At 66.6% G+C, this 25490-nt stretch carries 23 protein-coding genes; 12 read left to right on the forward strand and 11 right to left on the reverse strand.

The features are described 5' to 3' along the window. The first annotated feature begins 59 nt into the window (after positions 1-59). Positions 60-890: a lysozyme gene (locus B9C43_RS14730; RefSeq protein ID WP_033382228.1), complete on the forward strand. Its 831-nt coding sequence runs from the start codon at positions 60-62 to the stop codon at positions 888-890. Here the strand turns inward: B9C43_RS14730 and B9C43_RS14735 are convergent. Further along, positions 887-1756 carry a LysR family transcriptional regulator gene (locus B9C43_RS14735; protein WP_033382229.1) on the reverse strand — a complete coding sequence of 290 codons (870 nt, stop codon included), beginning with the start codon at positions 1754-1756 and terminating at the stop codon, positions 887-889. The genes B9C43_RS14730 and B9C43_RS14735 overlap by 4 nt on opposite strands. 109 nt (positions 1757-1865) lie before the next feature. Here B9C43_RS14735 and B9C43_RS14740 point away from each other — a divergent pair, with 109 nt between their 5' ends. Then, positions 1866-2726: an aldo/keto reductase gene (locus tag B9C43_RS14740; protein WP_084426919.1), complete on the forward strand. Its 861-nt coding sequence runs from the start codon at positions 1866-1868 to the stop codon at positions 2724-2726. 55 nt (positions 2727-2781) lie between these two features. Next, positions 2782-3936 carry a pentapeptide repeat-containing protein gene (locus B9C43_RS14745; RefSeq protein WP_084426922.1) on the forward strand — a complete coding sequence of 385 codons (1155 nt, stop codon included), beginning with the start codon at positions 2782-2784 and terminating at the stop codon, positions 3934-3936. Positions 3937-4053: 117 nt separating this feature from the next. Here the strand turns inward: B9C43_RS14745 and B9C43_RS14750 are convergent, their stop codons facing one another. Both B9C43_RS14750 and B9C43_RS14755 read right to left on the reverse strand, forming a co-directional pair. Beyond that, positions 4054-5622: a GMC family oxidoreductase gene (locus tag B9C43_RS14750; RefSeq protein ID WP_084426925.1), complete on the reverse strand. Its 1569-nt coding sequence runs from the start codon at positions 5620-5622 to the stop codon at positions 4054-4056. A gap of 17 nt (positions 5623-5639) precedes the next feature. Next, entirely contained in the window at positions 5640-6605 is a 966-nt protein-coding gene (locus tag B9C43_RS14755) for an NAD-dependent epimerase/dehydratase family protein (RefSeq protein ID WP_084426928.1), read from the reverse strand. A 130-nt stretch (positions 6606-6735) separates the two neighbouring features. Between B9C43_RS14755 and purS the strand changes: the two genes are divergently transcribed. Genes purS through purL form a run of 3 tightly spaced genes read left to right on the forward strand, consistent with a single transcriptional unit; the run spans position 6736 to position 9955 of the window. After that, a complete protein-coding gene (gene purS / locus B9C43_RS14760) occupies positions 6736-6975 on the forward strand; it encodes a phosphoribosylformylglycinamidine synthase subunit PurS (protein WP_033382250.1) in 240 nt (79 codons plus the stop codon). Next, entirely contained in the window at positions 6972-7673 is a 702-nt protein-coding gene (purQ, locus tag B9C43_RS14765; RefSeq protein ID WP_033382241.1) for a phosphoribosylformylglycinamidine synthase subunit PurQ, read from the forward strand. The genes purS and purQ overlap by 4 nt, the downstream gene beginning before the upstream one ends. After that, on the forward strand, positions 7670-9955 hold the full coding sequence (gene purL, locus B9C43_RS14770) for a phosphoribosylformylglycinamidine synthase subunit PurL (protein WP_084426931.1): 2286 nt from the start codon (positions 7670-7672) through the stop codon (positions 9953-9955). Before purQ ends, purL begins: the two co-directional genes overlap by 4 nt. Positions 9956-9993: 38 nt before the next feature. On the opposite strand, the gene B9C43_RS14775 is transcribed toward purL, so the two are convergent. Genes B9C43_RS14775 through B9C43_RS14785 form a run of 3 tightly spaced genes read right to left on the reverse strand, consistent with a single transcriptional unit; the run spans position 9994 to position 13896 of the window. Then, the gene (locus B9C43_RS14775; protein WP_200825548.1) at positions 9994-11208 is read right to left on the reverse strand and encodes a WD40 repeat domain-containing protein; all 1215 of its coding nucleotides are present in this window, start codon (positions 11206-11208) and stop codon (positions 9994-9996) included. A 57-nt stretch (positions 11209-11265) separates the two neighbouring features. After that, positions 11266-12753, reverse strand: coding sequence for an aldehyde dehydrogenase family protein (locus B9C43_RS14780; RefSeq protein ID WP_033382243.1), 1488 nt, complete (start codon positions 12751-12753; stop codon positions 11266-11268). Between the two features lie 3 nt (positions 12754-12756). Beyond that, on the reverse strand, positions 12757-13896 hold the full coding sequence (locus B9C43_RS14785) for an MFS transporter (protein ID WP_160096521.1): 1140 nt from the start codon (positions 13894-13896) through the stop codon (positions 12757-12759). A 67-nt stretch (positions 13897-13963) separates the two neighbouring features. On the opposite strand from B9C43_RS14785, the gene B9C43_RS14790 reads away from it, so the two are divergent. Continuing rightward, positions 13964-14929, forward strand: a complete 966-nt coding sequence (locus tag B9C43_RS14790; protein WP_033382245.1) for a DUF5937 family protein — start codon at positions 13964-13966, stop codon at positions 14927-14929. A 12-nt stretch (positions 14930-14941) separates the two neighbouring features. Then, complete coding sequence (locus B9C43_RS14795; RefSeq protein WP_084426935.1) at positions 14942-15577, forward strand: MBL fold metallo-hydrolase; 636 nt, start codon at positions 14942-14944, stop codon at positions 15575-15577. Here B9C43_RS14795 and B9C43_RS14800 read toward each other — a convergent pair. Both B9C43_RS14800 and B9C43_RS14805 read right to left on the reverse strand, forming a co-directional pair. Then, positions 15499-16233 carry a DUF2334 domain-containing protein gene (locus B9C43_RS14800; RefSeq protein ID WP_084426937.1) on the reverse strand — a complete coding sequence of 245 codons (735 nt, stop codon included), beginning with the start codon at positions 16231-16233 and terminating at the stop codon, positions 15499-15501. The genes B9C43_RS14795 and B9C43_RS14800 overlap by 79 nt on opposite strands. A 173-nt stretch (positions 16234-16406) precedes the next feature. Next, on the reverse strand, positions 16407-17282 hold the full coding sequence (locus B9C43_RS14805; protein ID WP_084428152.1) for a phosphoribosylaminoimidazolesuccinocarboxamide synthase: 876 nt from the start codon (positions 17280-17282) through the stop codon (positions 16407-16409). Between the two features lie 172 nt (positions 17283-17454). Here B9C43_RS14805 and B9C43_RS14810 point away from each other — a divergent pair, with 172 nt between their 5' ends. From B9C43_RS14810 to B9C43_RS14820, 3 genes are read left to right on the forward strand one after another with little or no spacing between them, the layout of a single operon-like run. Further along, a complete protein-coding gene (locus B9C43_RS14810) occupies positions 17455-18924 on the forward strand; it encodes an ABC transporter ATP-binding protein (RefSeq protein ID WP_235038612.1) in 1470 nt (489 codons plus the stop codon). Continuing rightward, on the forward strand, positions 18921-20675 hold the full coding sequence (locus B9C43_RS14815) for an ABC transporter ATP-binding protein (RefSeq protein WP_084426941.1): 1755 nt from the start codon (positions 18921-18923) through the stop codon (positions 20673-20675). Before B9C43_RS14810 ends, B9C43_RS14815 begins: the two co-directional genes overlap by 4 nt. Positions 20676-20704: 29 nt before the next feature. Further along, complete coding sequence (locus B9C43_RS14820) at positions 20705-21514, forward strand: SAM hydrolase/SAM-dependent halogenase family protein (protein ID WP_084426942.1); 810 nt, start codon at positions 20705-20707, stop codon at positions 21512-21514. Here B9C43_RS14820 and B9C43_RS14825 read toward each other — a convergent pair. After that, positions 21511-22149, reverse strand: coding sequence for a hypothetical protein (locus tag B9C43_RS14825; RefSeq protein ID WP_084426944.1), 639 nt, complete (start codon positions 22147-22149; stop codon positions 21511-21513). The genes B9C43_RS14820 and B9C43_RS14825 overlap by 4 nt on opposite strands. Beyond that, positions 22146-22928, reverse strand: a complete 783-nt coding sequence (locus B9C43_RS14830) for an ATP-binding cassette domain-containing protein (protein WP_160096523.1) — start codon at positions 22926-22928, stop codon at positions 22146-22148. The genes B9C43_RS14825 and B9C43_RS14830 overlap by 4 nt, the downstream gene beginning before the upstream one ends. A gap of 155 nt (positions 22929-23083) precedes the next feature. Between B9C43_RS14830 and B9C43_RS14835 the strand changes: the two genes are divergently transcribed. After that, entirely contained in the window at positions 23084-24355 is a 1272-nt protein-coding gene (locus B9C43_RS14835; protein WP_084426948.1) for a M14 family metallopeptidase, read from the forward strand. Positions 24356-24669: 314 nt separating this feature from the next. Here B9C43_RS14835 and B9C43_RS14840 read toward each other — a convergent pair whose 3' ends face one another. Next, a complete protein-coding gene (locus B9C43_RS14840) occupies positions 24670-25482 on the reverse strand; it encodes an MOSC domain-containing protein (RefSeq protein ID WP_084426950.1) in 813 nt (270 codons plus the stop codon). Positions 25483-25490 lie beyond the last annotated feature (8 nt).

Here is a 25490-nt window from a genome sequence, read left to right on the forward strand (position 1 = left end):
CCTGACTCAGGCGGCTACTTTCAGTTAGCCGTCTGCGAGGGCAAGGAAAGGGCATCCCCATGAAGATCCCTGCAATCCCAAGGGGCCGCCGCCTGCTGACCGCAGTGGTGTCCGCCTCTGTTCTGCTGATCGGCGCCTTACCTGCTGGCGCCGCGCCGGTTCCCGTTGACCCGACCGATCGGTACATCGCGGAGAACGACCATCCGATGGGCTCGCAGATCGCCAAGCACGAAGGCAGCGAGCCGATGGTGCTGGTGCCGCACGACGTCGACATCCAGGCCGTCGTGCACGGCATCGACGTCAGCGGCTGGCAAGGCAATGTGGACTGGGCCCACTGGTGGGGCCAGGGCAAGCGGTTCGCCTTCGTCAAGGCGACCGAGAACCTGAACTACCGCAACCCGTATTTCGCCCAGCAGTACAACGGTTCCTACAACATCGGCATGATCCGCGGCGCGTACCACTTCGCGATCCCGAACGCGTCGAGTGGCGCCGCGCAGGCCAACTACTTCGTCGATCACGGCGGCGGCTGGTCGCGAGACGGCAAGACGCTGCCCGGCGCGCTGGACATGGAATACAACCCTTACGGCGCAACGTGTTACGGACTGTCCAAACCGAGCATGACCGCGTGGATCAAGAGCTTCAGCGACCAGTACCACGCACGCACCAGCCGCTGGCCGGTGATCTACACGAGCACCAGCTGGTGGTCGCAGTGCGTCGATGGTGACTTCTCGTCCACCAACCCCCTGTGGGTGGCCAGGTACTCGTCCACGGTCGGCGCCCTGCCGTACGCGTGGCGCGTCTGGACGTTCTGGCAGTACACATCCACCCCGATCGACCAGAACTACTTCAACGGCGCTTACGACCGTTTGCAGGCTCTGGCGAACGGTTAACAGCGACCGCTACGAGCCGCGGCGACCGTGTCCAGCAACGCGGTCGCCGCGGCGCTGGGCGTCTCGGACGTGACCACGACGGTCTCCCACGCGGGCACAGCTTCGGCGAGGCCGACGAACTGCGCCTTGTCGGTCTTGACCGAAAAGGACTGCGGCACCAGTGCCACGCCGAGCCCGAAGGTCACCAGGTCGAGCAGCGAATGCACGTCGTTGACCTCGAACGCGATCCGCCGGTCGCCGACCACCGAATCGACAAGATCGCGTGAACCCCAATCTGGTTGGAAATCCACAAACGGTTCTCTGGACAGGTCGGCCAGTGACACCTCGGTCCGGTTGGCGAGCGGATGCTCCAAACCGCACGCCAGGACAAGGGGTTCGCTCGCCAAAGGGCGGATCAGCACGTCGTCCGTCGGCCGCAATGGCCTTGCTACCAAGGCAATGTCCAACCGGCCCGCCTTGACCTGGTCGATCAGGTGCCGGGAACCGCCCTGCCGCAACTGGATCTCCACGCCGGGGTGCGCGGCGTGAAACCGGGCGAGAACGTGTGGCACGTTGACCACGTGCACGCACTGCAGCGAGCCGACAGCCAAGTTGCCGCGGATCAAGCCCTGCACCGCCGCGACCGCGTCACGAGCCGCGTCGGTCGCGCTCAGCGCCCGGCGCGCTTCGACGAGCAGGGCACGCCCCGCGGGCGTAAGTTCGACTTGCCGTGTACTTCTGATGAACAGTGAGGCCCCCAGCTCCCGCTCAAGGGAACGGATCGCCGAGGAGAGCCCGGACTGCGCCACGTGCATCCGCTTGGCCGCGCGGGTGAAATGAGATTCTTCGGCGACGGCGACGAAGTATTCGAGCTGCCGGAGTTCCATGATTAATCACCCGTGGTGCTGAATGGCATCAGTTTTCTCTGTTGGACAGATTAATACAGTGGGCGCAGGCTGGGAGTACATCAGCGAGCAGAGAACGGAGAGATCCCCCATGCGGACTCGTCGGATCGGCGAAACCCAGGTCAGCGCCATCGGCCTCGGCGGAATGCCGTTGTCGATCGAGGGACGGCCGGACGAGCAGCGTGCCGTCGACACCATCCACGCTGCGCTGGACGCGGGCATCAACTTCATCGACACAGCGGACGCGTACAGCCTCAGCGCCGCCGACTTCGGGCACAACGAGACGCTGATCGCCAACGCTGTGGCCTCGTACAGCGGCGACACCTCCGACGTGCTGATCGCCACCAAGGGCGGCCACACGCGCCTGCCGGACGGCGGCTGGGGACTCAACGGCACGGCGGCCTACATCAAGCAGGCGTGCGAGGCGTCACTGAAGCGGCTCGGCGTCGAGGCGATCGGGCTCTACCAGTTCCACCGGCCAGACCCGAAGACGCCGATCGCCGAATCGGTCAGTGCCGTGCGTGACCTGCTGGACGAAGGCAAGATCCGGTACGCGGGCGTATCGAACTTCAACCCCGAGGAGATCAAGCAGGCCAACGAGATCCTCGGCGGCAGGCTGGCTGCCGTGCAGAACCAGTTCTCGCCTGCGTTCCGGTCAAGCGAGCCGGAGCTGGAGCTGTGCGACGAGCTGGGCATCGCGTTCCTGCCGTGGAGCCCGCTCGGCGGCATCAGCAAGGCCGGCGCCCTGGGGGCGCGGTTCGGCGCGTTCGCCGAGATCGGAACGGCCCGTGACGTCAGCCCACAGCGGGTGTGTCTCGCGTGGATGCTCGCCAAGTCGCCGGTGGTCATCCCGATCCCGGGTTCGTCGCGTCCGGCCAGCATCCAGGATTCGGCCGCCGCAGTGGATCTTGTGCTGACCGCGGAAGAAATCGAGGCGCTCGACAAGTCGTGACGGACTGCTGCATCCGGCCCTATCGGCGGGGCTGGATGCGCACCAAAATGTGCGGATGAATTTGGCCCTGGTGATTGTCGGCGTGCTGCTCATGATCGGCAGCGGGGTGTTGTTCGCGCAGCAGGCCCGCGCACTCACCGGCACGATCATCGGTGCCGTCGGTCTGCTGTTCACCGTCGCGGGCTGGGTGATGCTCGACGGCGGCTCGACGCTCAGTGACGCGCTGAGAACCGGCGGCCTCGCAGCCGCCGCGATCGTCGGCCTGTACGCGTTGTGGCTCGCCGACCGCCGTCACAAGATCGACGAAGACCGCCAGGACGTCGAACGCCGCAGGCACGACCTGGAAACCCAGCGGCACACCATCGAGCAGGCGCGCCAGCAGATGGAAAGCCAGCGGATGCAGCACGACCGCGAACGTTCCACCGACGAGCGCTTCGCCAGGTCCATCGAACTGCTGGGCAACGACGCCGACCAGGTCAGGGTCGGCGCGATGCACGCACTGGCCGGGCTTGCCCGTAGCCGCCCGGAGTACACGCAGACAGTGCTTGACGTGATGTGCGCGTACTTGCGCAGGCCGTTCGACCACGCGCACTACGCCCGGCTGCGCGGCGCCTCCGAAGTCGAGGAATCGGTGGAGGCCGACCGCGAACGCCAGGTCCGGTTGACCGCACAGCGGCTGATCGGTGAACTGCTGCCGGAGAGCGGCGACGGCCGCGCACCCACGTACGACCTGGACCTGACCGGCGCGACCCTGGAGTACTTCGACATCTCCGAGCGCGTCGTCGGCCAGCTCACGGCCCGGTCGGTGAACCTGTACGAAGCCAACGCCTTCGGCAACATGGAGATCTACGGCGACGCCTGGTTCACCTCGGCGCACAGCTGGGGCAAGTTCATCGCGCCGGGCACAACGTTCCACAAGCGGGCGTGGTTCACCAACTTCGAGGCGGACCAACTGGTCGACCTCAAACAGTCCAAATTCGACGGTGTGACCAAACTGGCGCACGCGACGTTCGACGGCAAAGTCGTGTTGCGGGGCAGCAAGTTCGCGCAACCGATCGACCTCAACCACAGCGCTTTCAACGGCGGCCTGGACATGTCGTCCGCAGCGACCACGACAGCGGACACCCACGGCATGACGGTGTCGTTGGAGATGAAGAACGAGCTGCCACAGGGCTGGATCGTCGACGACACCGGCCTGGTCCGCACCTGACTCAGGCGGACTTGGCGGGAGCGCGGCCTCCGGCCCCCGATCACCAGCCTACTTGGCACCACTGACAATCCGGGCGCCGCGAAGATCCACGGCGCCCGGTTGTCCACAGGGTTCGAGTCATTCGCTGTTCTTGATCAGGTCCGCGGCCTTTTCACCCACCATGATCGTCGGGGCGTTGGTGTTTCCGCGCGGAACCATCGGCATCACGGAAGCATCCGCGACTCGAAGCCCCTCAACACCGTTGACCTTCAGCGAAGGGTCGACGACCGTGCCGATCGAGCACGTACCCACCGGGTGGTACAGGGTCTGCGTGATCTCGCGGATGTGGTCGGCCAGTTCCGCGTCGGTGATGTCGAGTGATTCCGGCTTGAACGTGCGGTCGAGGTAGCGGGCCATGGCAGGGCGGGCGCAGATTTCCTGCTGCATCCGCATTCCGGCGACCATCACGTCCATGTCCGAGGGATCGGCGTAGTAGGCCGGGTCGATCTCCGGGCGCCATTGTGGGTTGTTCGACCGCAACCGCAAGCGTCCTCGGCTCTTGGGTGCGACATGCACTGCGGCGGCGGTGAACCCGCGTGCGGTGGGTTCGTGCATTCCGTTGTCGTAGAACAAGGTTGGCGCGACCACGAACTGCATGTCCGGCGCGGGCAGGCTTTCGGAGGTCGGCAGGAATCCGCCTGCCTCGCCGACATTCGACGCCATTGGGCCGCGGCCGGTCAGCTGCCATTGCACCAGGCGGCGGGGGTTGGCGTAGTCGACCAGGTCTGTCGTCTTCTGGGTCGTGTAGATGATTCCGGCTGCCGGGTGGTCGTGCAGGTTCTCACCGACCTCGTTCAGGCCGACGAGCACGTCGATGCCCATTTCCCGCAGGTGTTCGGCCGGACCGATGCCGGACAGCATCAACAGTTGCGGCGAGTTGACCGCGCCGCCGGACAGCACGACTTCACCGTCGACGTACGTGGTCCTGGCCGTGCCTTCGTGCAGGTACTCCATTCCGACGGCACGGCCGGAGTCGATGATGACCTTGGTGGCCAGCGCGTTCGTCCGGACCGTCAAGTTGTCACGGAGCAAAGCCGGGCGGAGGTATGCGTCCGCGGTCGACCAACGGCGGCCGTTGTGGCAGGTCACCTGGTACTGGCCGGCGCCTTCCTGGCTGGCGCCGTTGAAGTCGTCGGTCGGTTTGAGGCCCCACGCGACTGCGGCCTGGACCCACGCCTCGGACAGCTCATGTGTGTAGCGGCGGTCTTCGACGAACAACGGGCCTTCGGTGCCGTGCAACGGACCGCTCAAACGCATGTTGCGCTCCGCGCGGACGAAGTACGGCAGCACGTCGTCCCAACCCCAGCCTGTCGCGCCATGCGAGTCGCGCCAGGTGTCGTAGTCGACGTGGTTGCCGCGGATGTAGATCATCGCGTTCATCGACGAGCACCCGCCGAGCGCTTTCATCCGCGGCCAGTACGCGGTGCGGCCGCCCATGTGTTTCTGTTCGACCGTTTCGTAGTTCCAGTCCCACTTCGTCTTGAACAGGTTCGCGAACGCAGCCGGGATGTGGATCTCGTCGGCGTTGTCCTCGCCGCCCGCTTCCAGCAGCAGCACCCGGACGCCCGGGTCCTCGGTCAGCCGGTTCGCGACCACACATCCCGCGCTACCGGCGCCTACCACGATGTAGTCGAAAGTCTCGCGCATTCTTGAGATCCTGCCATTCAACGACGGTCGAGGATCTCAGCTTCCTCCACCAGGGTGAGCCCGGCACGACGAGAACGCGCCAAACCGAGCTCGCGTTCGTACTCGAACGCGTTCAGCGCGGCTTCCTCCAGCGACCGGAACGTCAGTCCCGCGTCGATCGCGGGTCGTATGTCCCAATTCGCGCCGACGATGTGCCCGTCCGGCACCCACAGCGGCAGTGACCGCGGCCCGGCCCACGCGTTGACCTCGAGCTCGTGCAGCCTCTGCTCGGCGACCGGCACGATCTCCGCCTGTCCGCCGACGGCCGCTTTCACGCGGGACAGCAGTTCGCCGAACGGGATCGGCAGTCCGCTGGCGTTGAACGTGCCACCGATCCGCTGCTCGGCACCATCGATGATCCACTTCGCCAGGTCTTCCACGTCGATGTGGTGCGTGGCCTGATCCGGTACATCGGGCGCCACGGCCTGCCCGGTGCCTGACAGCCGCGCGGGCCAGTAGCCGAAACGATCGCTTAGGTCGCCGCGTCCGGTGATCAACCCGGCGCGGACGATGAATGCGCTGTCACCGTGGACGTCTTTGACGGCGTTCTCGCTGGCCACCTTGATGGCGCCGTAGTCGTCCATGGTCGCGGCGGTGCCCTGTTCGAGCAGGGGTTCGAAGGTCGGGTCATCGGTCCGGCCGGTCCGGAACTCGGTGTAGACGCTGATCGACGAGACGAAAGTCCAGTGCGCCGATTCGATCTGCTCGACCGCCCTGCGGACGTGCGGATAGGAGATTTTCGCCACGTCCACCACGGCGTCGAACCGCTCGCCGCGCAGTGGCGCGAGCCCGTCCGGATCGTCCCGGTCCAGCTTGATCAACGGGGCCGGCGCCTCGTTCGTGCTACCCCTTGCCGCGCAGGTCACGTCGTGCCCACGCGTGACGGCCTCGGCCGCGATCGCCTTGCCGAGGAAGACCGTCCCACCCAGTACGAGAAGTCGCATGTCACTGATCCTGGCTGTGACGGCGCTCGCTTGGCGAGCGTGCTCGCGCAGAGCGAAACCCCCAGGTCAGGTACTCTTCTCCCGTCCACCGTGACCCGCTGTGATGGCTTTGATAATGGGAGCAACGACCGTGGCTCGTGTCGTCGTCGACGTAATGCCCAAGCCGGAGATTCTCGACCCACAGGGACAGGCGGTGGCCAAGGCCTTGCCCCGTCTCGGATTCCAAGGCGTCACCGAGGTGCGCCAAGGCAAGCGCTTCGAGCTGGAGGTGGACGACTCGGTCGACGACGAGACGCTCACCAAGATCGCCGCTGATCTGCTCGCCAACACCGTGATCGAGGACTTCACCGTCCGGAGGATCGACGCATGAGCGAGCTTGCGAGCGGATCATCAGCTCCGAAGATCGGCGTCATCACGTTCCCCGGCACTCTCGACGACCAGGACGCGGCCCGCGCGGTGAAGTACGCGGGCGCCGAGGCCGTTTCGCTCTGGCACGCCGACGCTGACCTGCGTGGCGTGGACGCGGTGATCGTGCCCGGCGGCTTCTCGTACGGCGACTACCTGCGCTGCGGCGCGATCGCCCGGTTCGCCCCGGTGATGGGCCCGGTGATCGAAGCGGCGGGCAAGGGAATGCCGATCTTGGGGATCTGCAACGGTTTCCAGATCCTGTGCGAGGCCGGGCTGCTGCCCGGCGCGCTCGTGCGCAACCACGAACTGCACTTCGTCTGCCGTGACCAGTGGCTGAAGGTGGAGAACACCTCGACGGCCTGGAGCACGCGCTACGACAAGGGCGCGGAGATCCTGATCCCGCTGAAATCGGGCGAAGGCGGTTACGTCGCCGAGCCGAACACCTTGGCGGAGCTCGAAGGCGAAGGCCGCGTGGTGTTCCGGTACGTCGGCGACAACCCGAACGGGTCGCTGAACAACATCGCCGGGATCACCGACGCGCGTGGCCGGGTGGTCGGCCTGATGCCGCACCCCGAGCACGCCATCGACGCGCTGACCGGACCGTCGGACGACGGCCTCGGGATGTTCTTTTCCGCCATCGACGCACTGGTGAAGGCATGACAGCCAACAACGCAGTCAACACAGACACTGTCAAGCACGCGGAGTCCACCCCTGAGCTCGCCCAGCCGTACCGGGAGCTGGGCCTGAAGGACGACGAGTACCAGCGGATCCGGGAGATCCTCGGCCGCAGGCCCACCGACGCCGAACTGGCGATGTACTCGGTGATGTGGAGCGAGCACTGCTCCTACAAGTCCTCCAAGGTGCACCTGTCCTACTTCGGCAAGACCACCACCGAGCAGATGCGCTCGAAGATGCTCGCCGGGATCGGCGAGAACGCGGGCGTTGTCGACATCGGCGACGGCTGGGCGGTCACCTTCAAGGTGGAGAGCCACAACCATCCGTCCTATGTGGAGCCATACCAGGGTGCCGCGACCGGCGTCGGCGGTATCGTCCGCGACATCATGGCGATGGGCGCGCGGCCGCTGGCCGTGATGGACTCGCTGCGCTTCGGCCCGGCTGACGCCCCGGACACCCGCCGGGTGCTGCCAGGCGTGGTGGCCGGTGTCGGCGGTTACGGCAACTGCCTCGGTCTGCCGAACATCGGCGGCGAGGTCGTATTCGACTCGACCTACCTGGGCAACCCGCTGGTCAACGCCCTGTGCGTGGGCGCGATGCGCGTCGAGGACCTGCACCTGGCGCACGCGTCCGGAACGGGAAACAAGATCATCCTGTTCGGCGCGCGGACCGGCCTTGACGGTATCGGCGGCGTGTCGGTGCTGGCGTCGGACACCTTCTCTGGCGACGAAACCACGGCAGGGCGCAAGAAGCTGCCGTCGGTGCAGGTCGGCGACCCGTTCACGGAGAAGGTGCTGATCGAGTGCTGCCTTGAGCTGTTCCGTGAGGGAATCGTCGTCGGCATCCAGGACCTCGGCGGTGCTGGGTTGTCGTGCGCGACTTCTGAGCTCGCCAGCGCGGGTGACGGCGGCATGCACGTGAACTTGGACCGCGTTCCCCTGCGTGCCAAGGGAATGACCCCGGCGGAGATCCTGTCGAGCGAATCGCAGGAGCGGATGTGCGCGGTCGTCAAGCCGTCCGATGTGGACGCCTTCATGAAGGTCTGCGCCAAGTGGGACGTGACCGCGACCGAGATCGGTGAGGTCACCGACACCGGCAGGCTGGTGATCACGTGGCACGACGAGGTCGTCGTCGACGTCCCGCCGCGCACGGTCGCCCACGAGGGCCCGGTGTACAACCGGCCTGTTCAGCGCCCGGTTGAGCAGGACTCCTTGCAGCAGCCGATCGACCTGGCCCGTCCGTCCACTTCGGACCTGCGCGACCTGGTTCTGCGCATGGTGGGTTCGCACAACCTGTCGTCCCGCAACTGGGTCACCGACCAGTACGACCGGTACGTCCGTGGCGGCACGGTGCTCTCGCAGCCGGCGGACTCCGGGATGATCCGGATCGACGAGGAATCCGGCCGCGGTGTCGCGCTTTCCGTTGACTGCAATGGCCGTTACTGCAAGCTCGACCCGTACACGGGCGCGCAACTGGCGTTGGCTGAGGCGTACCGGAACGTGGCGGTCAGCGGCGCGACCCCGGTCGCGGTGACGAACTGCCTCAACTTCGGCTCGCCCGAGGACCCCGGCGTGATGTGGCAGTTCGAGCAGGCCGTGCGCGGTCTCGCGGACGGCTGCGTCGAGCTCGGCATCCCGGTGACCGGCGGAAACGTCAGCTTCTACAACCAGACAGGGACGACCGCGATCCTGCCGACGCCGGTCGTCGGCGTGCTCGGCGTGATCGACGACGTCCGGCGGCGCATTCCCACCGGCATCGGCGCCGAGGCCGGCGAAACGTTGCTGCTGCTGGGCAACACGGCTGACGAGTTCGGCGGCTCGGAATGGGCGCACGTCGTGCACGGGTCGCTGAGCGGTCTGCCGCCGCGGGTCGACCTGAAGCACGAGATGCTGCTCGCGGACATCCTGCGGGCCGGTTCCCGTGACGGCATGATCTCCGCGGCTCACGACTTGTCCGAGGGCGGTCTCGCCCAGGCGATCGTCGAGGCCTGCTTGATCGGGCAGACGGGTGCCCGGATTTTCCTTGCCGAGGACCAGGATCCGTTCGTTCAGCTGTTCTCCGAGTCGACCGGCCGGGTGATCGTGGCCGTGCCGCGGACCGAGGAACTCCGGTTCACCGACATGCTCACCGCCCGCTCGATGCCGTGGCGCAAGCTCGGCGTCGTCGACCCGGAGTCGAAGGCACTGGAGATCCAGGACGTCGCGACGTTCTCGCTGGAGGAGCTGAGCAACGCCTGGCAGGGCACGCTGCCCGCGCTGTTCCACTGATTCACCGCGAAGAAGGGCCCGGGCGACCGGGCCCTTCTTCATGCCTGGCGGCGGGCGTTGTTGATGGCTGCGGTGAGTTGCAGCCAAGGCGGGTCGGTGTCGGTCGCGGTCGTCACTGCTGCCCGGTCATCCGGCGTCCAGCTCCGGGTGCCGTCGGTGACGTCGAGGTTGTCCTCCAGGTCGCCGTCATCAGGGACATCTGAGGTGGAGTCCAGGAAGGCACGCACCAGCTCCGCGTCCGCGGTCTGCGTCGGTGCGGAGCCAGTGGCCAAGAGCACGAGCTCGCCTGCACCGGTGGCCACGACGAGCTCGCCTGTCGGCGTGGCGCACAGTGCTTTCACTGGGGACCCGGCGAGTATGTCGTGCTCGACCGCCTGTTGGTTGTCGATGTCCACTTCGATGAGAGTCCCGTTCGGCGTTCCGAGCCAGAGCGTGGCTCCGAATGCGATGTTGTGTCGTGACCAGGCGTTCTTTTGGTCAAGCCACTCGTCCGGGTACGGATAGCCGGGGTTGGGTTCGCCAAGGACCGTCGCCAGAACCCTGTGCAGCGAAGGGAACTCGAAGACCTCCAGCGAGTTCTCGTAAGCGTTCCCGCGAATCGCCAGATAGCGGCCGTCCGCGCTGAACATCGGCGGTCCGTAGCCGTCGGCGTCCAGGATCAGCGCGCGCCGAAGCCTTGTCTGATCAGGCCGGGCGAAGACGCACAACGTGGCGCCTTGGTCGCTGCACAGTGTGGCGTACAGTCCGCCAGCCGGGTGCACCGCGACACCCGTGTCCCAACGTGGGCCTGCACCAACGGATCCTGATGCGAGGTCGAGGACATCTGAACCTTCCCATGCGCTGTACTCGTCGCCTGACGATGAGGGATACGCCCACAGTCGCTGACCGTCCGGGCTGAACGCCAGACAGCGATAGCGATACGCGGCAATGGGTGGAACTTCGTCCAGCTCGGTGAGACCAGCAGGGGTCCACTGGACCACGTCGTGTTCGCCGGTCACCACAAGCTGGGCATCTTCCGGATGCCATGCCACGGCGGGACTACGCAGGACTCGATCCCGGCCGTAGTCCTCCTCTTCGTCTGTGTAGACGGTCGAGTCGGCACCAACGGTCCCGAGTTCACGCAGTTCCCCGCAGTCCCAGATGTGCACAGCTGGTCGTTCGGCGTCCAGGCCTGCGACCAGCGGAAGACGCGGATGGCACACCAGCTGCGTGACCGATCCGGCTCGTGTTCGTGCCAAGGTCTCGACTGTCACTCGCAGACCATAGAACGAAGCCGGTGCGGATGGCACCGGCTTCGCTTCCAGCAGAACCTACTTGCGCTTGCCGTGCAGCAGGGTGATGAGCTTGGCGACGGCAGCGTCCGCCTTTTCCGTGCGGGCGAAGGTCGTCAGGTTGATCGGGGGACGGAACCTTTGGCGGGCAATGGCTTTGGCGCGGGTGAATTCCTTCAGGCCGTCCGCGCCGTGGATGCGGCCGAAGCCTGAGTCGCCGACGCCGCCGAACGGCAGCGACGGGATTCCGGCGAAGCTGATGATGGAGTTCACCGCTGTCATGCCCGAGCGCAGGCGACGGGCCAGTTCCATGCCCCTGCGCTTGGCGAAGACCGTCGAGCCCAGGCCGTAGCGGGAGTCGTTGGCTTTCACCAGCGCTTCGTCCATGTCCTTGACCTTGGCGATGGTCAAGGTCGGGCCGAAGGTCTCGTCGCGGACTGCCACCGAGTCCTCTGGGACGTCGACAAGCACTGTGGGCTGGACGAAGCGGTCGCCGACCGCGTCCACGCCGCCCACGAGGGCTTTGCCGCCGCGGGCGATGGCGTCGGCGATGTGCTTGCGGATGATGTCCAGCTGTGCGGGCATCGTGATCGGGCCGATCTTGGCGTCGGCGTCGTAGCCCGCGCGTACGGATTTGGCCTTCTCGACGGTCGCGGCGACGAAGGAGTCGTAGACCTTCTCGTGCACGTAGACCCGTTCCACGCCAACGCATGTCTGGCCCGCGTTGGACATTCCGCCCCAGACCGCCGCGTCGGCTGCCGCTTCGATGTCGGCGTCCTCGTCGACCAGCAGTGCGTCCTTGCCGCCTGCTTCGATCAGCACCGGGGTCAGCGTTTCCGCGCAGGCGGCCATGATCTTGCGGCCGGTTGCCGCCGAGCCCGTAAAGCCGATCTTGTCGACGCCCGCGCGGCACAGTGCCGCGCCCGTCGCGCCGAAGCCGGTGACGAGCTGGAAGACCGGGTGCTCGGGTACTGCCTCGGCGAAGCTGTCCACCAGCCACTTGCCCACGCCCGGGGTGTACTCGCTCGGCTTGAAGATCACCGCGTTGCCCGCGGCCAGTGCGTAGACGATCGAGCCCATCGGGGTGAACAGCGGATAGTTCCACGGGCCGATCACGCCGATCACGCCGAGCGGCTGGTACTCGACCGACGCGGCTTGGTTGGCCATCAGCAGGCCGGCCGGGCGGCGCTTGGGGCCGAGGACCTTGCGTGCGTTCTTGGCCACCCAGTCGGTGTGGTCGACGGCCAGGACGACCTCGATCATCGCGTCCGAGTGCGGCTTGCCGGTCTCCTGGTGGATCACCTCGGCCAGCTGCGCGCCGCGGCGGGTGACGATGCCCTTCCAGCGCTGCAGGCGTTCCGCGCGGCCGGCGAACCCGAGCGACTGCCACCAGGCGGACGCGTTGCGCGCCCTCGCGACAGCGTCGGCCACATCCTTCTCGGTATGCACCGGATATGTCCCGACGACCTCGTCGGTGGCCGGGTTCAATGAGTCGAACGTCTCGACTTTGTGCTCCACGGTCGTCATTGCCTACGCCTCCTGGTTGGCTACCGCCGAGGTTACTCGACGGTAAGGCGCACCGCGATGGGCACTGATCACACTGAATGCCGCGATCAACGCCACCGCCGAGCCGACAACGGGTGCGACGCTCACGGGCAAAAGGGCCACGCACAGTGACCCAAGCGCGAACCCGCCTGCCTGCGCGGTGAAGACCAGGCTGAAGCCTTCGGCCTTGCGGGACTCCGGCAGCGTCAGCTGAAGGTGCATCGAGATCGTGGTGTTCAGCGGCCCGGTACAGATACCGACAGTCACCAGCCCGGCGATCAGCAGCGGCCACGAGACACCGAACGCGGCAAGCACGCCGCCAACGGCCATGACAACCAGGAACAAGGCCGCGCGAATTCGACGATCGATCTGGAGGCGAGGTCCGAGCCACGCGTACAAGCCCGCGCCTGCCATGCTCGCGGCGATCAGGACGGCCATGAACACCACCGCGAACTCCGCACCGCCGCCGAGCCGCTGCGCGAACGGCAGCGAGGAGACCTCGATCGTGCTGATCAGCACGCCGAAGCCGAACGAACTCAACAGCCAGGTCATGATCGACCCGAGTTTCGGCCGTTCGCCACGGGTGCGCGGGGCGACCGCGACTGTCGGCACGAACAGGACCGCAAGCACGTAAGCACCGGCCATCCCCAGTACGGGAGCGACAACTCCAAGCGGGGTAAGCAAAGCAACGATCAGTGGCCCGGTCACCACGACGATCTCGATGACCACGGCATCGATCGCGACAGCGCGTTCCAGGAATCCGGCAGAGACGGACTTCGGCAGCAACGCACGGATCCCGCCGGACAGCCCGCCCGCCGCGAACCCGGTCAGGACAACGAAAACGACCGTCAGCACGGGCGAGGAAGCGACCAATGCCAAGCCGCACAAGAACAAGGCCGAAACAAGAAGCAGCACACGCAACCCACGAGCCACCCCGAAACGGTCAAGGGCACGACCAACAGGCCCGGCCGCGACGATCTCCGCACCGATGAACACGGCCATCATCAGGCCGCCCAGCCGATACGATCCCGTCACTTCGGTGGCCAGCAAGGCGAAGGCCAACGGCGCCATCATCGCGGGCAGGCGCAGGAACTGGGCAGCGATGGACCAACGCACGTAACTCACGCGTGCCACGCTGCATCCGGCACGCATCCCCGCGATACTGATTCGGCTATTTCCGAAAGGACAGCCGGTGATCGAGATCCAGCTCGGCGAGGTCGGCGCCCACCGGGTGCGGCTGGCGATCTCCCCGCTCGAGGAAGTGCTCAACGCGATCAGGCTGCTCACCCGGCCGGGCCGCTCGCCGGTGCACGCGCGCTGGGCGGTCGCCAACCGGCCCACGCTGACCTGCCTTGACGTGCCCGAACTGGTGGCGCTGGTGAAGGGGGACCGCTACTTCCCCGACTTCCTCAGCCCGCCGCCCACGGACGCGTGGACTGCGGTGGAGGACCAGCTGGAAGCCGTCACCCGGACCCCTGCCGAGCAGGTCAGCCTCGAAGTCACGATGTCCGCGGCCGGCCGGGACGAGAGCGAGCTCGCCGAGCTGCTCGTCGATCCGGACAAGACCCGCGACCTGCTGGCCGAGCAGCTGGGCAGGTGCTGGGACGTGCTGATCCGGCCGCTCTGGCCACGGATCAAAGATGTGCTGGACACCGACGTGCACTACCGGACCCGCCAGTTCGGCTCCGGCGGCATCGCGAAGGTGCTGACCGGCCTGCATCCCGGCGTGATGATCGAGGGCGGCCGGATCCTGATGCCGACGTTCAACAGCGCCCGGCTCGACCTGGACGACCGGGGCCTGTTGCTGGTGCCGAGCTCGTTCGCGGGCGGAATTGGCGTGATGATGACACCGCCGTGGCAGCCGTCGGTGGTGTATCCCGCGCGGGGCGTGGCAACTCTGTGGGAGGACGTGCCCGCCCTGGACAGCGATCCGCTTGCCGGAGTCGTCGGTCGTACGAAGGCGCGTGTGCTGCGTGCACTGGCCGACCCCGCGAGCACCACGACGCTGGCGCAGCGGTTGGGCGTCGCGCCTAGCACGATCTCCGAGCACGTCAAGGCGCTCGCCGCGGCCGGTCTGCTGAGCGCACGGCGGTCCGGGCGTAGTGTCCATTACAGGCGTAGTGCGCTGGGCGACGAACTGGTCGCCAGTGCGAGCTGAGAGGAACAGCGGATGCAATTCGTCCATTTCGGACATTCGTGTGTGCTGGCCGGGACCGCGTCGGAGCGGCTGTTGTTCGACCCAGGCACGTTCTCCAAGGGGTTCGAAGAGGTCCGGCACCTTGACGCGATCCTGATCACCCACCAGCATCCGGACCACCTCGACGTGCCGCGGCTGGCCGAGCTGATGAAGGCCAACCCCAAGGCACAGCTGATCGTGGATTCCGCGTCCGCGCAGGACGTCGTCAAGGCCGGGCTGACCGCGCGGACCGTGAAGCCGGGCGAGCGCTTCAAGATCGGTACCACGCAGGTGAGCGCGGTCGGCGGCAACCACGCGATCATCCATCCCGAGGTCCCTGTGCCGCCGAACATCGGCTACGTCCTCGACGACGGCGCCTTCTACCACCCGGGTGACTCGTTCTTCCGCCCCGAGCAGAGCATCGACGTGCTCGGCATGCCCACCGCCGCGCCGTGGCAGAAGCTGTCCGAGGCCGTGGACTTCCTGCGGGTCATGAAGGCTCGAGTGGCGATCCCGATCCACGAGGCCGTGGTGAGCGTGCCGCAGATGTACTACTCCAGGTTCATCGACTTGGGCCCCAAGGAGACCGAGGTCCGCGTGCTCACACCGGGCGAGGCCACCGCGGTCTGATAGGTCGACGGCTGTGCGCCGTGGTGGGTGGCGATGTCGATCGCGTCGAGGACCGCCCTGCGCGGCCCGGCCTTCGCCAGGTCGGCGGCGTCGACGGAAAGCCGGACAAGGCCGCCACGCCGAGCGGCCCTGGCAACGCTGAGCACCAAGGCGAAGCAGGACCACGTCTCCACGCGCTCGCTGGCCGACAGGGCATGCACTCGTCCCTTGTGGACGGTGTCGGTCCGCAGGTCGTAGATCTTGTTCGCATCCGCGCAGAGCGTGAAGTCATTACGCCGCAACGCCGTCAACGTCCCCGGGGACACCGCCCACTGCGGCGGGGCGAAGCTGTCCACTTCGAGGTCGAGCCTGCCCATCAACCGGCGGGCGGCGGTGATCCGCAGGCCGGCCTCGTGTGCGGGCAGCGAACCGAACTCGGCCCGGCGGCGGGGCGCGGCGGTGAGGTCGAAGCCGTGCAGCAGCAGCGCGTCACCTAGGGCGCGCCGCTGCCGCACCCAATCCACAACCACTGGGTGCTGACCTGCCCCTGCCAGCCGCGGCGCGAACAACAGCGAGAGCGAGACCCCCCGAAGGTCCAGCTCTCCAGCCAGTTCGGCGCAGCGGTGCAGGGTCCGGATCCCGATTCCGGACAGGGAGACCACCAGACGCGCGGACACACCACCATGACGCCACACAAGATTGGCGAGCGCTCGACAGTTGGGTAACGAGTCGGCACTAATGCGGTGAAATCACGTCCGAGTGACTCAATGCGGGTCCTCACGGCCTGGATGTGTCAGACCCCTTCAGTAACGTGAAATCAAGGGCTCCCCTGATGGCGGGATTTGGCGGCTCAGGGCCAGTCTGAAAAGGACTTCCCGCTGATGATCTCGTAGGCCTCGATGTAGCGGGATCGGGTGGCTTCGACCACGTGCTCAGGCAGCTCAGGTGGGGCTTCGCCGGAGTGCCGGTCCCAGCCCGACTCGGCCGAGGTCAGCCAGTTGCGGACGATCTGCTTGTCGAACGAAGGCTGCACCTTGCCTTCCTGGTAAACGTCGACCGCCCAGAAACGGGACGAATCCGGCGTCAGTACCTCGTCGCCGAGAACGACCGCACCTGACTCGTCGAGGCCGAATTCGAACTTGGTGTCCGCCAGGATCATGCCCTTCGTCAAGGCGTGCTCCGCGGCCTTCGAATACGTCGCCACCGTGAGGTCCCGCAGCTTGGCGGCCAGCTCGTCGCCGACGAGCGCACGGACCGCGTCGAAGTCGATGGCTTCGTCATGCAGGCCGACCTCAGCCTTCGTGGATGGCGTGAAGATCGCCTCCGGCAGCTTCGACGCCTCGACCAGGCCTGACGGCAGCGACACACCGCTGACCACACCGGTCTGCTGGTAGTCGATCAAGCCGGAACCGGTGAGGTAGCCACGGGCCACGCATTCGACCGGCAGCATCTTCAGCCTGCGCACGAGCAGCGCCCGGCCGCGCACCTCATCGGGGATGCGCGGGTCGTCCCACGCCACGAGGTGGTTCGGCACGTCGAGCAAGTCGAACCAGAACACGCTCATCGCCGTGAGAACCCGCGCCTTGTCGGGGATCGTCGTCGGCAGCACGTAGTCGTACGCGGAGATCTTGTCCGAGGCGACGAGCAGCAGGTGATCGTCGTCCACTGCGTACAGCTCGCGGATCTTCCCGGCTGCGACCTGCGGATACTCAGTCAGCGAAGGCACAAGCACAGCTTAAATGCGTAGCGCCGGTCACACGCGGGAAGGTAGCTTGCCGGTCATGCATGAGTATTGACTCACATCTGACGACAAGCGATCGCCACAGCGATTCCTGTGGTGGTTGATCCGCTCGACACGACGGCCGGTCCTGTCGGGCATGTTCTGGGGTTCGCTGTGGATGGTTCCACTGGCGCTGGTGCCGTTGGCCATCGGCGAAGCGATCGACGAAGGCATCGCTGCGCGTGACACGGGTACGTTGCTCACCTGGTGCGGACTGATCCTGGCGCTGGGTCTCGTCCTCGCGATCAGCGATCTGAAGACCAACCGGGCCGGTGACCGGGCGTGGCTTGACAGCGCGAGCCTGGTGCAGCGAGTCGTGGTGCGCCACGCCACGCACGTCGGTGCCGCGCTGCCGAAGAAGATCAAGACTGGCGAGATCGTCGCGATCGGTTCTTCGGACATCTACAGCATCGGCGGCCTGATGGGCGTGTTCTCGCGGCTGGCAGGCGGTCTGGTCGCGTTCATCGTGGTCGCGGTCATATTGCTGTCCTCGACACCGATTCTCGGTTTGATCGTGCTGGTCGGCGTTCCGTTGGCAACGCTTGGTTTCGTGCCGTTGCTCAAACCATTGCGGGCACGGACCGAGAAGCACCGTGACGAGGTCGGCGCGGCGACGTCGATGGCCGCGGACATCGTGTCCGGCCTGCGGATCCTGCGTGGAATCGGTGGTGAGCGGAAGTTCACCGAACGGTTCGGCCAGACCAGCCAACGGGTCCGGAAAGCCGGTGTGGAGGCCGCGAAGATCGACTCGTGGCTGTCCGGTATCGAGGTGTTCCTGCCCGGTCTGGTCACCGTGCTGGTGCTGTGGCTCGGCGCGCGGCTCGCCCTGGACGGCACGATCACGGTCGGCGAACTGATCGCTTTCTACGGTGTGTCAGCGTTCCTGGTGATCCCAATGGGGACCGCCACGGAGGCAGCGCACCACTACAGCGAAGCGATCGTGGCGGCCAAGCGGGCGTGCGCGATCCTGGCGATGGAACCCTCGGTGACATCACCGGAGAAGCCGAAACCGTTGCCGCAAGGGTCTTTCGGGTTGCACGACGAGAAGTCCGGGCTGACGTTCCCGGCCGGTCAGTTGACCGTGGTCAACACGACCGAACCGGTGGCGTTCGCGGACCGGCTCGGCCGCTACACCGACGCGGAGGTGCTCGCGGGCGACATCCCCCTGCGGGAAGCCGACATCGAGGAGATCCGGGACCGGGTTCTGGTCGCGCACAACCAGGACGTGCTGTTCTCCGGCAAGCTCGCCGACGAGGTCGACATGGGCAAGACGGTCGACCTGCGGACGGCGTTGTGGGCTGCGGACGCGATGGATGTCGTGGACGGGCTGGAACACGGCACTGACGAGTACCTGGCTGAACGAGGCCGGACGCTGTCCGGTGGTCAGCGCCAGCGGATGTTGCTGGCCCGTGCGTTGAGTTTCGACGCGGACGTGCTCGTCCTCGACGAGCCGACGTCAGCCGTTGACGCGCACACCGAGGCGCGCATCGCGCAGCGGGTGGCCGAGCTGCGGCAAGGCCGTACCACGGTGGTATTCAGCCAGAGTCCGTTGTGGACCGGAGTGGCGGACAGGGTGTACACGGCATGAACACAACACTTCCCTTGGCGGAGAAGAAGGATGTTCGCGCGTGGGTGTGGGCCATCGCGGTGGCCAACCGGCGCGAGTTCCTCGGGATGATGTCGTTCTTCGGCGCGGCCACCGTGATCGGCCTGGTCGGCCCGCAACTGCTGGGCAACCTGGTCGATGCCGTCGTCCAGGGAACCAGCACGCTGCGGGTGGACCTGACCGCGTTGGTGTTCGTCGCTGTCCTGGTGATCCACGCGTTGTTGCAGCGGCAGGCCCGGTTGCGTGCGGCGATCTTCGGTGAGCGGCTGCTGGCCGAGGCCCGTGAGGGCATGGTCGGGCACGTGGTCCAGCTTCCCTTGTCCACGGTGGAGTCCGCGGGCACGGGTGACCTGCTCAGCCGCGCCACGTCCGACGTCGACAAGCTCGACGAAGGGCTACGGCAGGCCGCGCCGGAGATCGCGATCGCGACAGTGACCGTGGTGCTGACCGCGATCGCGATGCTCATCACGTCGCCCTTGGTGGCGCTGGGCATGCTGGTCGCGGTTCCGGTGCTGGTCTTGGCGACCCGGTGGTACCGGCCGAAGGTGATGCCGAAGTACCAGGAGGCGTTGGCCGACTGGGCGGAGCTGCACTCAGTCACGCACGAGACCGCCGACGGCGGCCGTACGGTCGAGGCGTTGCGGCTACGGCAAAGGCGGATCGACCGCAACGACAGGAAACTGCGCAAGGCGGTCGACACCGAGTGGTACACCACCCTGCTGTGGACCATATTCCTCGGGGCGTTGAGCATCGCGTACATCCTGCCCATCGCGGCGATTCTGCTGATCGGTGGCATCGCCTACGCCAACGGGCTGGCCGGGATCGGCGAGATCACCGCGGTGGTGCTGTACGCCAGGGCGATCGCCGAGCCGTTGAGCGAAGCCTTGACCTGGATGGACGAACTGCAAGTCGGGAACGCGGCACTGCGGCGAATCCTTGGTGTGCAACAGATCAAGCCGGACCCAGGAGACGAGTCGGCCGTGCCGGACGGGACGAACATCTCGATCCGGGGCGCGAAATTCGCCTACAGCCCGGGCCGCGAGGTGCTGCACGGCATCGATCTGGACATTGTGGAGGGTGAGCGGCTGGTCATCGTCGGCCCGTCTGGTGCGGGCAAGTCAACGCTCGGCCGTTTGCTCGCCGGGGTGAACGCGCCCGACTCCGGGTCGGTGACGATCGGTGGCGTCGAGGTCAGCTCGTTGCCGTTGGCCAGGCGTCGTCAGGAAGTCGTTCTGGTGACGCAGGAACAGCACGTGTTCACGGGAACCCTCCGGGAGAACCTGACACTGCCGCGCGAGGCGTCCGATGACGAGCTGTGGGACGCACTGCGCACAGTGGACGCGGCCGAATGGGCCAAGTCGTTGCCGGAAGGCCTGGACACCGTGGTCGGTTCGGGCGGTGAGGCCGTTACACCGGCGATGGTCCAGCAGATCGCTTTGGCACGCTTGGTGATCGCCGACCCGCACACGCTGATCCTGGACGAGGCGACGTCCCTTCTGGACTCGTCGGCGTCCCGGCACCTGGAGCGGTCGCTTGGCGCGGTGCTCGCTGGCAGGACAGTTATCGCTATCGCGCATAGACTGACCACAGCACGGGATGCCGACCGGATCGCCGTGATGGAGGACGGTCGGATCGTCGAGCTGGGCAACCACGACGAGTTGATGGCCGCGAAGGGTTCGTATGCGGGGCTTGTCGCGAGTTTGTCCGGGGAAAGTCGGCGGGCCGTGCGTTAAGTGATCATCCGAACACGGTATTAATGCGCATGGCCTTCGACTGGGTTTCGCTCACCACCGACTATGGGCTGGCTGACGGCTTTGTGGCCGCCTGCCGAGGCGTCATTGCCCAGAAAGCACCGAAAGCCCAGGTCATAGATGTGTCGCATGCCGTGCCGCCCCAGGATGTGCGGCGCGGCGCGACCATCCTCGCCCAGGTCGTGCCGTACCTGCCGCCCGCGGTTCATATCGCCGTTGTCGATCCCGGCGTGGGCACGGCTCGCCTCGGGATCCTCGTGGTCACGGAAGAAGGCGTCCTCGTCGGCCCGGACAACGGGCTGCTGGTGCCTGCCGCGGGCGCGCTCGGCGGGATCCAAGGTGTCTACGAACTGGCGTCCGAGGAGTACCGCCTGCCCACGGTCTCCCACACCTTCCACGGGCGGGACATCTTCGCGCCTGCTGCCGCGTATCTGACGCTCGGTGTGGAACCGGCCGATTTCGGGCCGGAGATCGACCCGGCCACGCTGGTCCAGCTGCCCGAGCCGAAAGTCGTCGTCGGCAGCCAGCGGCTGCAGTCCGAAGTGCTGTCGGTCGACCACTTCGGCAACATCCAGCTGGCCGCGCAGGTCCGCGACATCATCGCGACCGGCCTGTTGTTGCCGGGCGCGTCGGTGCACGTCCAGATCGGGATGCACACCATCGACGCGACGATCGGCCGGACGTTCGACGACGTCGAGCCCGGTGAGGCGCTGGTGTACGTCGACTCCGCCGGGCACGTCGCGATCGCGGTCAACCAGGGCTTCGCGTCCTCGCTGCTGATGGTCGGCCAGCGCAACCCGATCGCCGAGATCAGGCGCTAGACACGGGTACTGGCCACTCGGTGCGCCAGGCCCACGACCAGCGCGGACAGCACCACGGTCTCGGCCGCGATGAGCACCACCATGCCGGTCGCGCCCGGCGTGTCCTTCGCGTAGAGGTCGATCAGGGCGTTCACCGGCGGTGCCTGCCGGACGAACAGCTGCGCGAAGCAGATCCCGACACCCACCACCATGGTCCAGCCGAGCTTCGGCATCACCGGGCGGCTGATCACCGTGCCGAACGCGACTCCGGCGAGCACGGTCATCCCGAAGTCCATCGCACCCACGCCGACCTGTGCGAACTGCGTGGATGTGACCGTGAGCCAGATGAGCGCCGCCAATCCGAGCACGCCCGTGCACACCAGTGCGGCGCTGAGCTTGGCCAGCCAGACCCTGGTGAAGCCGCGGTTGATCGACATCGTGATCGCCGCCTGCATCGGCTCTTCGTTGTGCATGACCACGACGGTGATCCACATGCCGATCGGCACGAGCGCCGCGGACGCCATCGCGTACGTCGGCAGCACCGGCCCGGTCGGCGGCCCGATGATCAGGAGGATGGCCAGATACGCCAACATGGGCGCGGCCCAGCGCTGCCCACGCATCACGTCGGCGACCAGGTAACGGACCAGCGGGTTCATGACACCGCCTCGATCAGGGACCACCCATCCGCCAAGGCTTTCAGCAAAAGCGTGTCCGCGTCATCGGTCCGGACGACGACCCGGCCCGGTTCCTCCAGAAGGATTTCGGCCGCCAGCCCCGCGGAAGACAGGCCGGGACGGGTCGGTCGCAATGCGATTCGCATGCCCCGCAAGGCTTCCGGCACGAGCTTGCCGTTGAGCAACCGGTACAGCTTGCCGTTGGGCACCGCGCTTTCGTGTGCGCTCAACAAGATCCGGGCACCGTCCTGTTCGGCCTCCGACATCATCGCGGCCAGCTCGGCACGGGCGGGAGCGTCGAGACCGGTCGCCGGTTCGTCGACCACAAGCAGCTCAGGTGGTTTCAAGAACGCTTGCATAACAGCGACTTTCTGGCCGTTGCCCTTGGACAACGACGCGATCGGCACGTCCGGGCCGGGCACCAAGGACAGCCGTTCAGCCAGTTCGTCGACGCGGGCCTGGGTTTGCCCGGGCGGCAGGCCGCGCATCCGGCCGATGTGGCCGAGGTACTGCCGAGCAGTCATCCGGATCGCCGCCGGTGCGCGCTCGGGGACGTAACCGACCGTGTCCGGCCTGCCGGTGATCCGGCCGCCGGTCGGCACTGACGCACCGGCCACGAGCCGCAGCAATGTGGACTTGCCGATGCCGTTACCTGCGACGATGACGGTGACAACGCCGGGGTCGACGGTCAGGTCGACGCCGTCGAGCACCCACGGCCCGGTGCGGGAGTAGCGCTTGCGGACACCTTGAACGACGGTCACGTTCCCATATTGCCGAAACCGACGATCGATTCGCCGCCAAAGGGCTTCTCGGTTTCGGCCGTAAGTGGGTATTCGTCCGGACACGTCTTGCGCACGTTCGGTGAGCCGACCCACGCTACGAGACACCCTGCACACAACTTCACAAGGGAGGGCCCATGAAGTCTCGTCGCGGTCTGTTGGCCGCGGCGGCGCTTGGCGCTGCCATGCTGCTGCCCCTGCCCGTCACGGCATCGGCACAGCCCGACCAGAGCACGGCTGCCACTGCCGACAGCCAGGCGTCTGCGATCTACACGGTCGAGAACACCACCCCTGCCTCTCGCACTGCGATCAGCCGGTTCGGCGTGGACATCCACGGCACCGAGCACGGCACGCTCATCTTTGCGGCCACCGCTTCCCAGGCCAAGGCGTTGCGGAACGCCGGTTACCAGCTGACCGCGCAAGCGACGACGCTTGACTTCCCGCCTGCCGACTCGATGTACCACAACTACGCCGAACAGACAGCCGAGCTGCAGAAGATCGCCGCGGACCACCCGCAGATCGCCCGGCTGACCAGCATCGGCAAGAGCTACCAGGGCAACAAGGACCTGTGGCTGCTGAAGATCAGCGACAACGTGGCCAGCGACGAAGCCGAGCCCGAGGTGCTGTTCACGTGCCAGCAGCACGCCCGTGAACACCTGACGCCGGAGATGTGCCTGCGCATCGCCAACCGCTACACCGACGGCTACGGCTCGGACACCGCGATCACCAACATGGTGAACGGCCGGGAGATCTGGATCGTCACCAGCGTCAACCCGGACGGTTCCGAGTACGACATCGCCACCGGCTCGTACCGGTCATGGCGCAAGAACCGGCAGCCGAACTCCGGTTCGTCCAACGTGGGTACCGACCTGAACCGCAACTGGGGCTACAACTGGGGCTGCTGTGGCGGTTCGAGCGGATCGACCGGCAGCGAGACCTACCGTGGCCCGTCGGCGTTCTCGGCGCCAGAGACCCAGCGACTGCGTGACTTCGTGCAATCCCGCGTGGTCGGCGGTGTGCAGCAGATCAAGACCCATATCGACTGGCACACCTACTCGGAGTTGATCCTGTGGCCCTACGGCTACACGTTCAACAACACCGCGCCCGGCCTGGACGCCAACCAGGAACGCGCGTTCCGCACCCTCGGCCAGCAGATGGCCCAGACGAACAACTACACGCCGCAGCAGTCCAGCGACCTCTACATCACCGACGGCTCGATCGGTGACTGGATGTGGGGCGTGCACAAGATCTGGAGCTACACCTTCGAGATGTACCCACGCTCCGGCGGCGGCGGCTTCTACCCGCCTGACGAGGTCATCGTCCGTGAGACGTCGCGCAACGACCGCGCGGTCGCGCTGTTCCTGAGCTACAGCGACTGTGTGCCGCGCGTGATCGGCGGAACCTGCTAGGACATGCACCCGTGAACGCGGGCCGAGCCGCAGCGAGGCCCGCGTGAGCAGGGTGCGAACCGGCGACGCGCGTGTCTGCCTTTGCGGCGCGTGAGTCGCTCCATCCGCGGCGTACAGCGGCTACCAGCGCGGCTGGTGGCGAGTCGGATGGAGGACTCACGCGTGCCGCAAAGGCGGACACGCGGTAATTCACCCAACCCGACACCGCTGGAACGGCCAGAAACGGAACCCCACAAGGGAACTCACTGTGCCGCAAAGTGCATCTCACGGTGCCGGAATGGTGGACACGCGGTGTTGGAAAGGTGGACACGGCGCTAGGCCCAGGCTGTGACCTTCACGGGGTCTCCGACGGCGAGTTGGCCCGAGGTGACGACGGCGAACTTGGCGCCGAAGGAGACCCCGCCTTCCTCTTCCCGGCGGTAGCCGGCCAGTGTCTTGGTCGGCTCGTGCCCGGCCTTCTGCCCGGTCGCCTGGTCCACCGTCGGGACCACGCACCGGACCGCCTTCTTCTCCCAGCTGGCCTCGATCGCGCCGAGGGTCATCGCGCGCACGCGGTCTTCGGTGTACGGCTCTTCCCAACCGGTGACCACGACGTTGGGCCGGAATCTGTTCATCGGCAGCGTGTCGCCGCCTTTCTCCAGGATCAGGCCGTTGAGGTGATCAAGCGAGGACCGTCCGATCACGTGCAACGCGTCGGCGTCGGCGAATCCGACCTGACCGCCGGTCTGGCCGTTGGAGTGCCGCTCGTGGCCGGGCGGGATCCGGACGAGCCGACACTGCTCGCCCATGAACTGCGAGAACCACTCGGCCGGTCCGGTCCCTTGGTCGACCGCTTTGCCGGTCCACTTGTGCAGCAGGACTTCGAGCTGTTCGCCGTCGAAGGCGATGTCGAACTCGAAGTCCTCGATCCCGGGGGCGGACAGTTTGAGGGTGCCGTCGCCGAGCGTCGGCCGCACCACGGCCATCTCGGAGCGGGTGCGCTGGGTGATGAACTTGTTGTTCTTGTCGACGACCATGAACGACCGGTCGTCGGCCAGGCCCATCGGGCCGACAGCCGCGCTGTCGAGTGATTCACCAGCACAGCCTTTGACGACGTACCGGACAAGTTCCACCACGCGTGCGCCCATGGCACCAA

It is taken from the genome of Kibdelosporangium aridum (assembly GCF_900176515.1).
Taxonomy (GTDB): domain Bacteria; phylum Actinomycetota; class Actinomycetes; order Mycobacteriales; family Pseudonocardiaceae; genus Kibdelosporangium; species Kibdelosporangium aridum.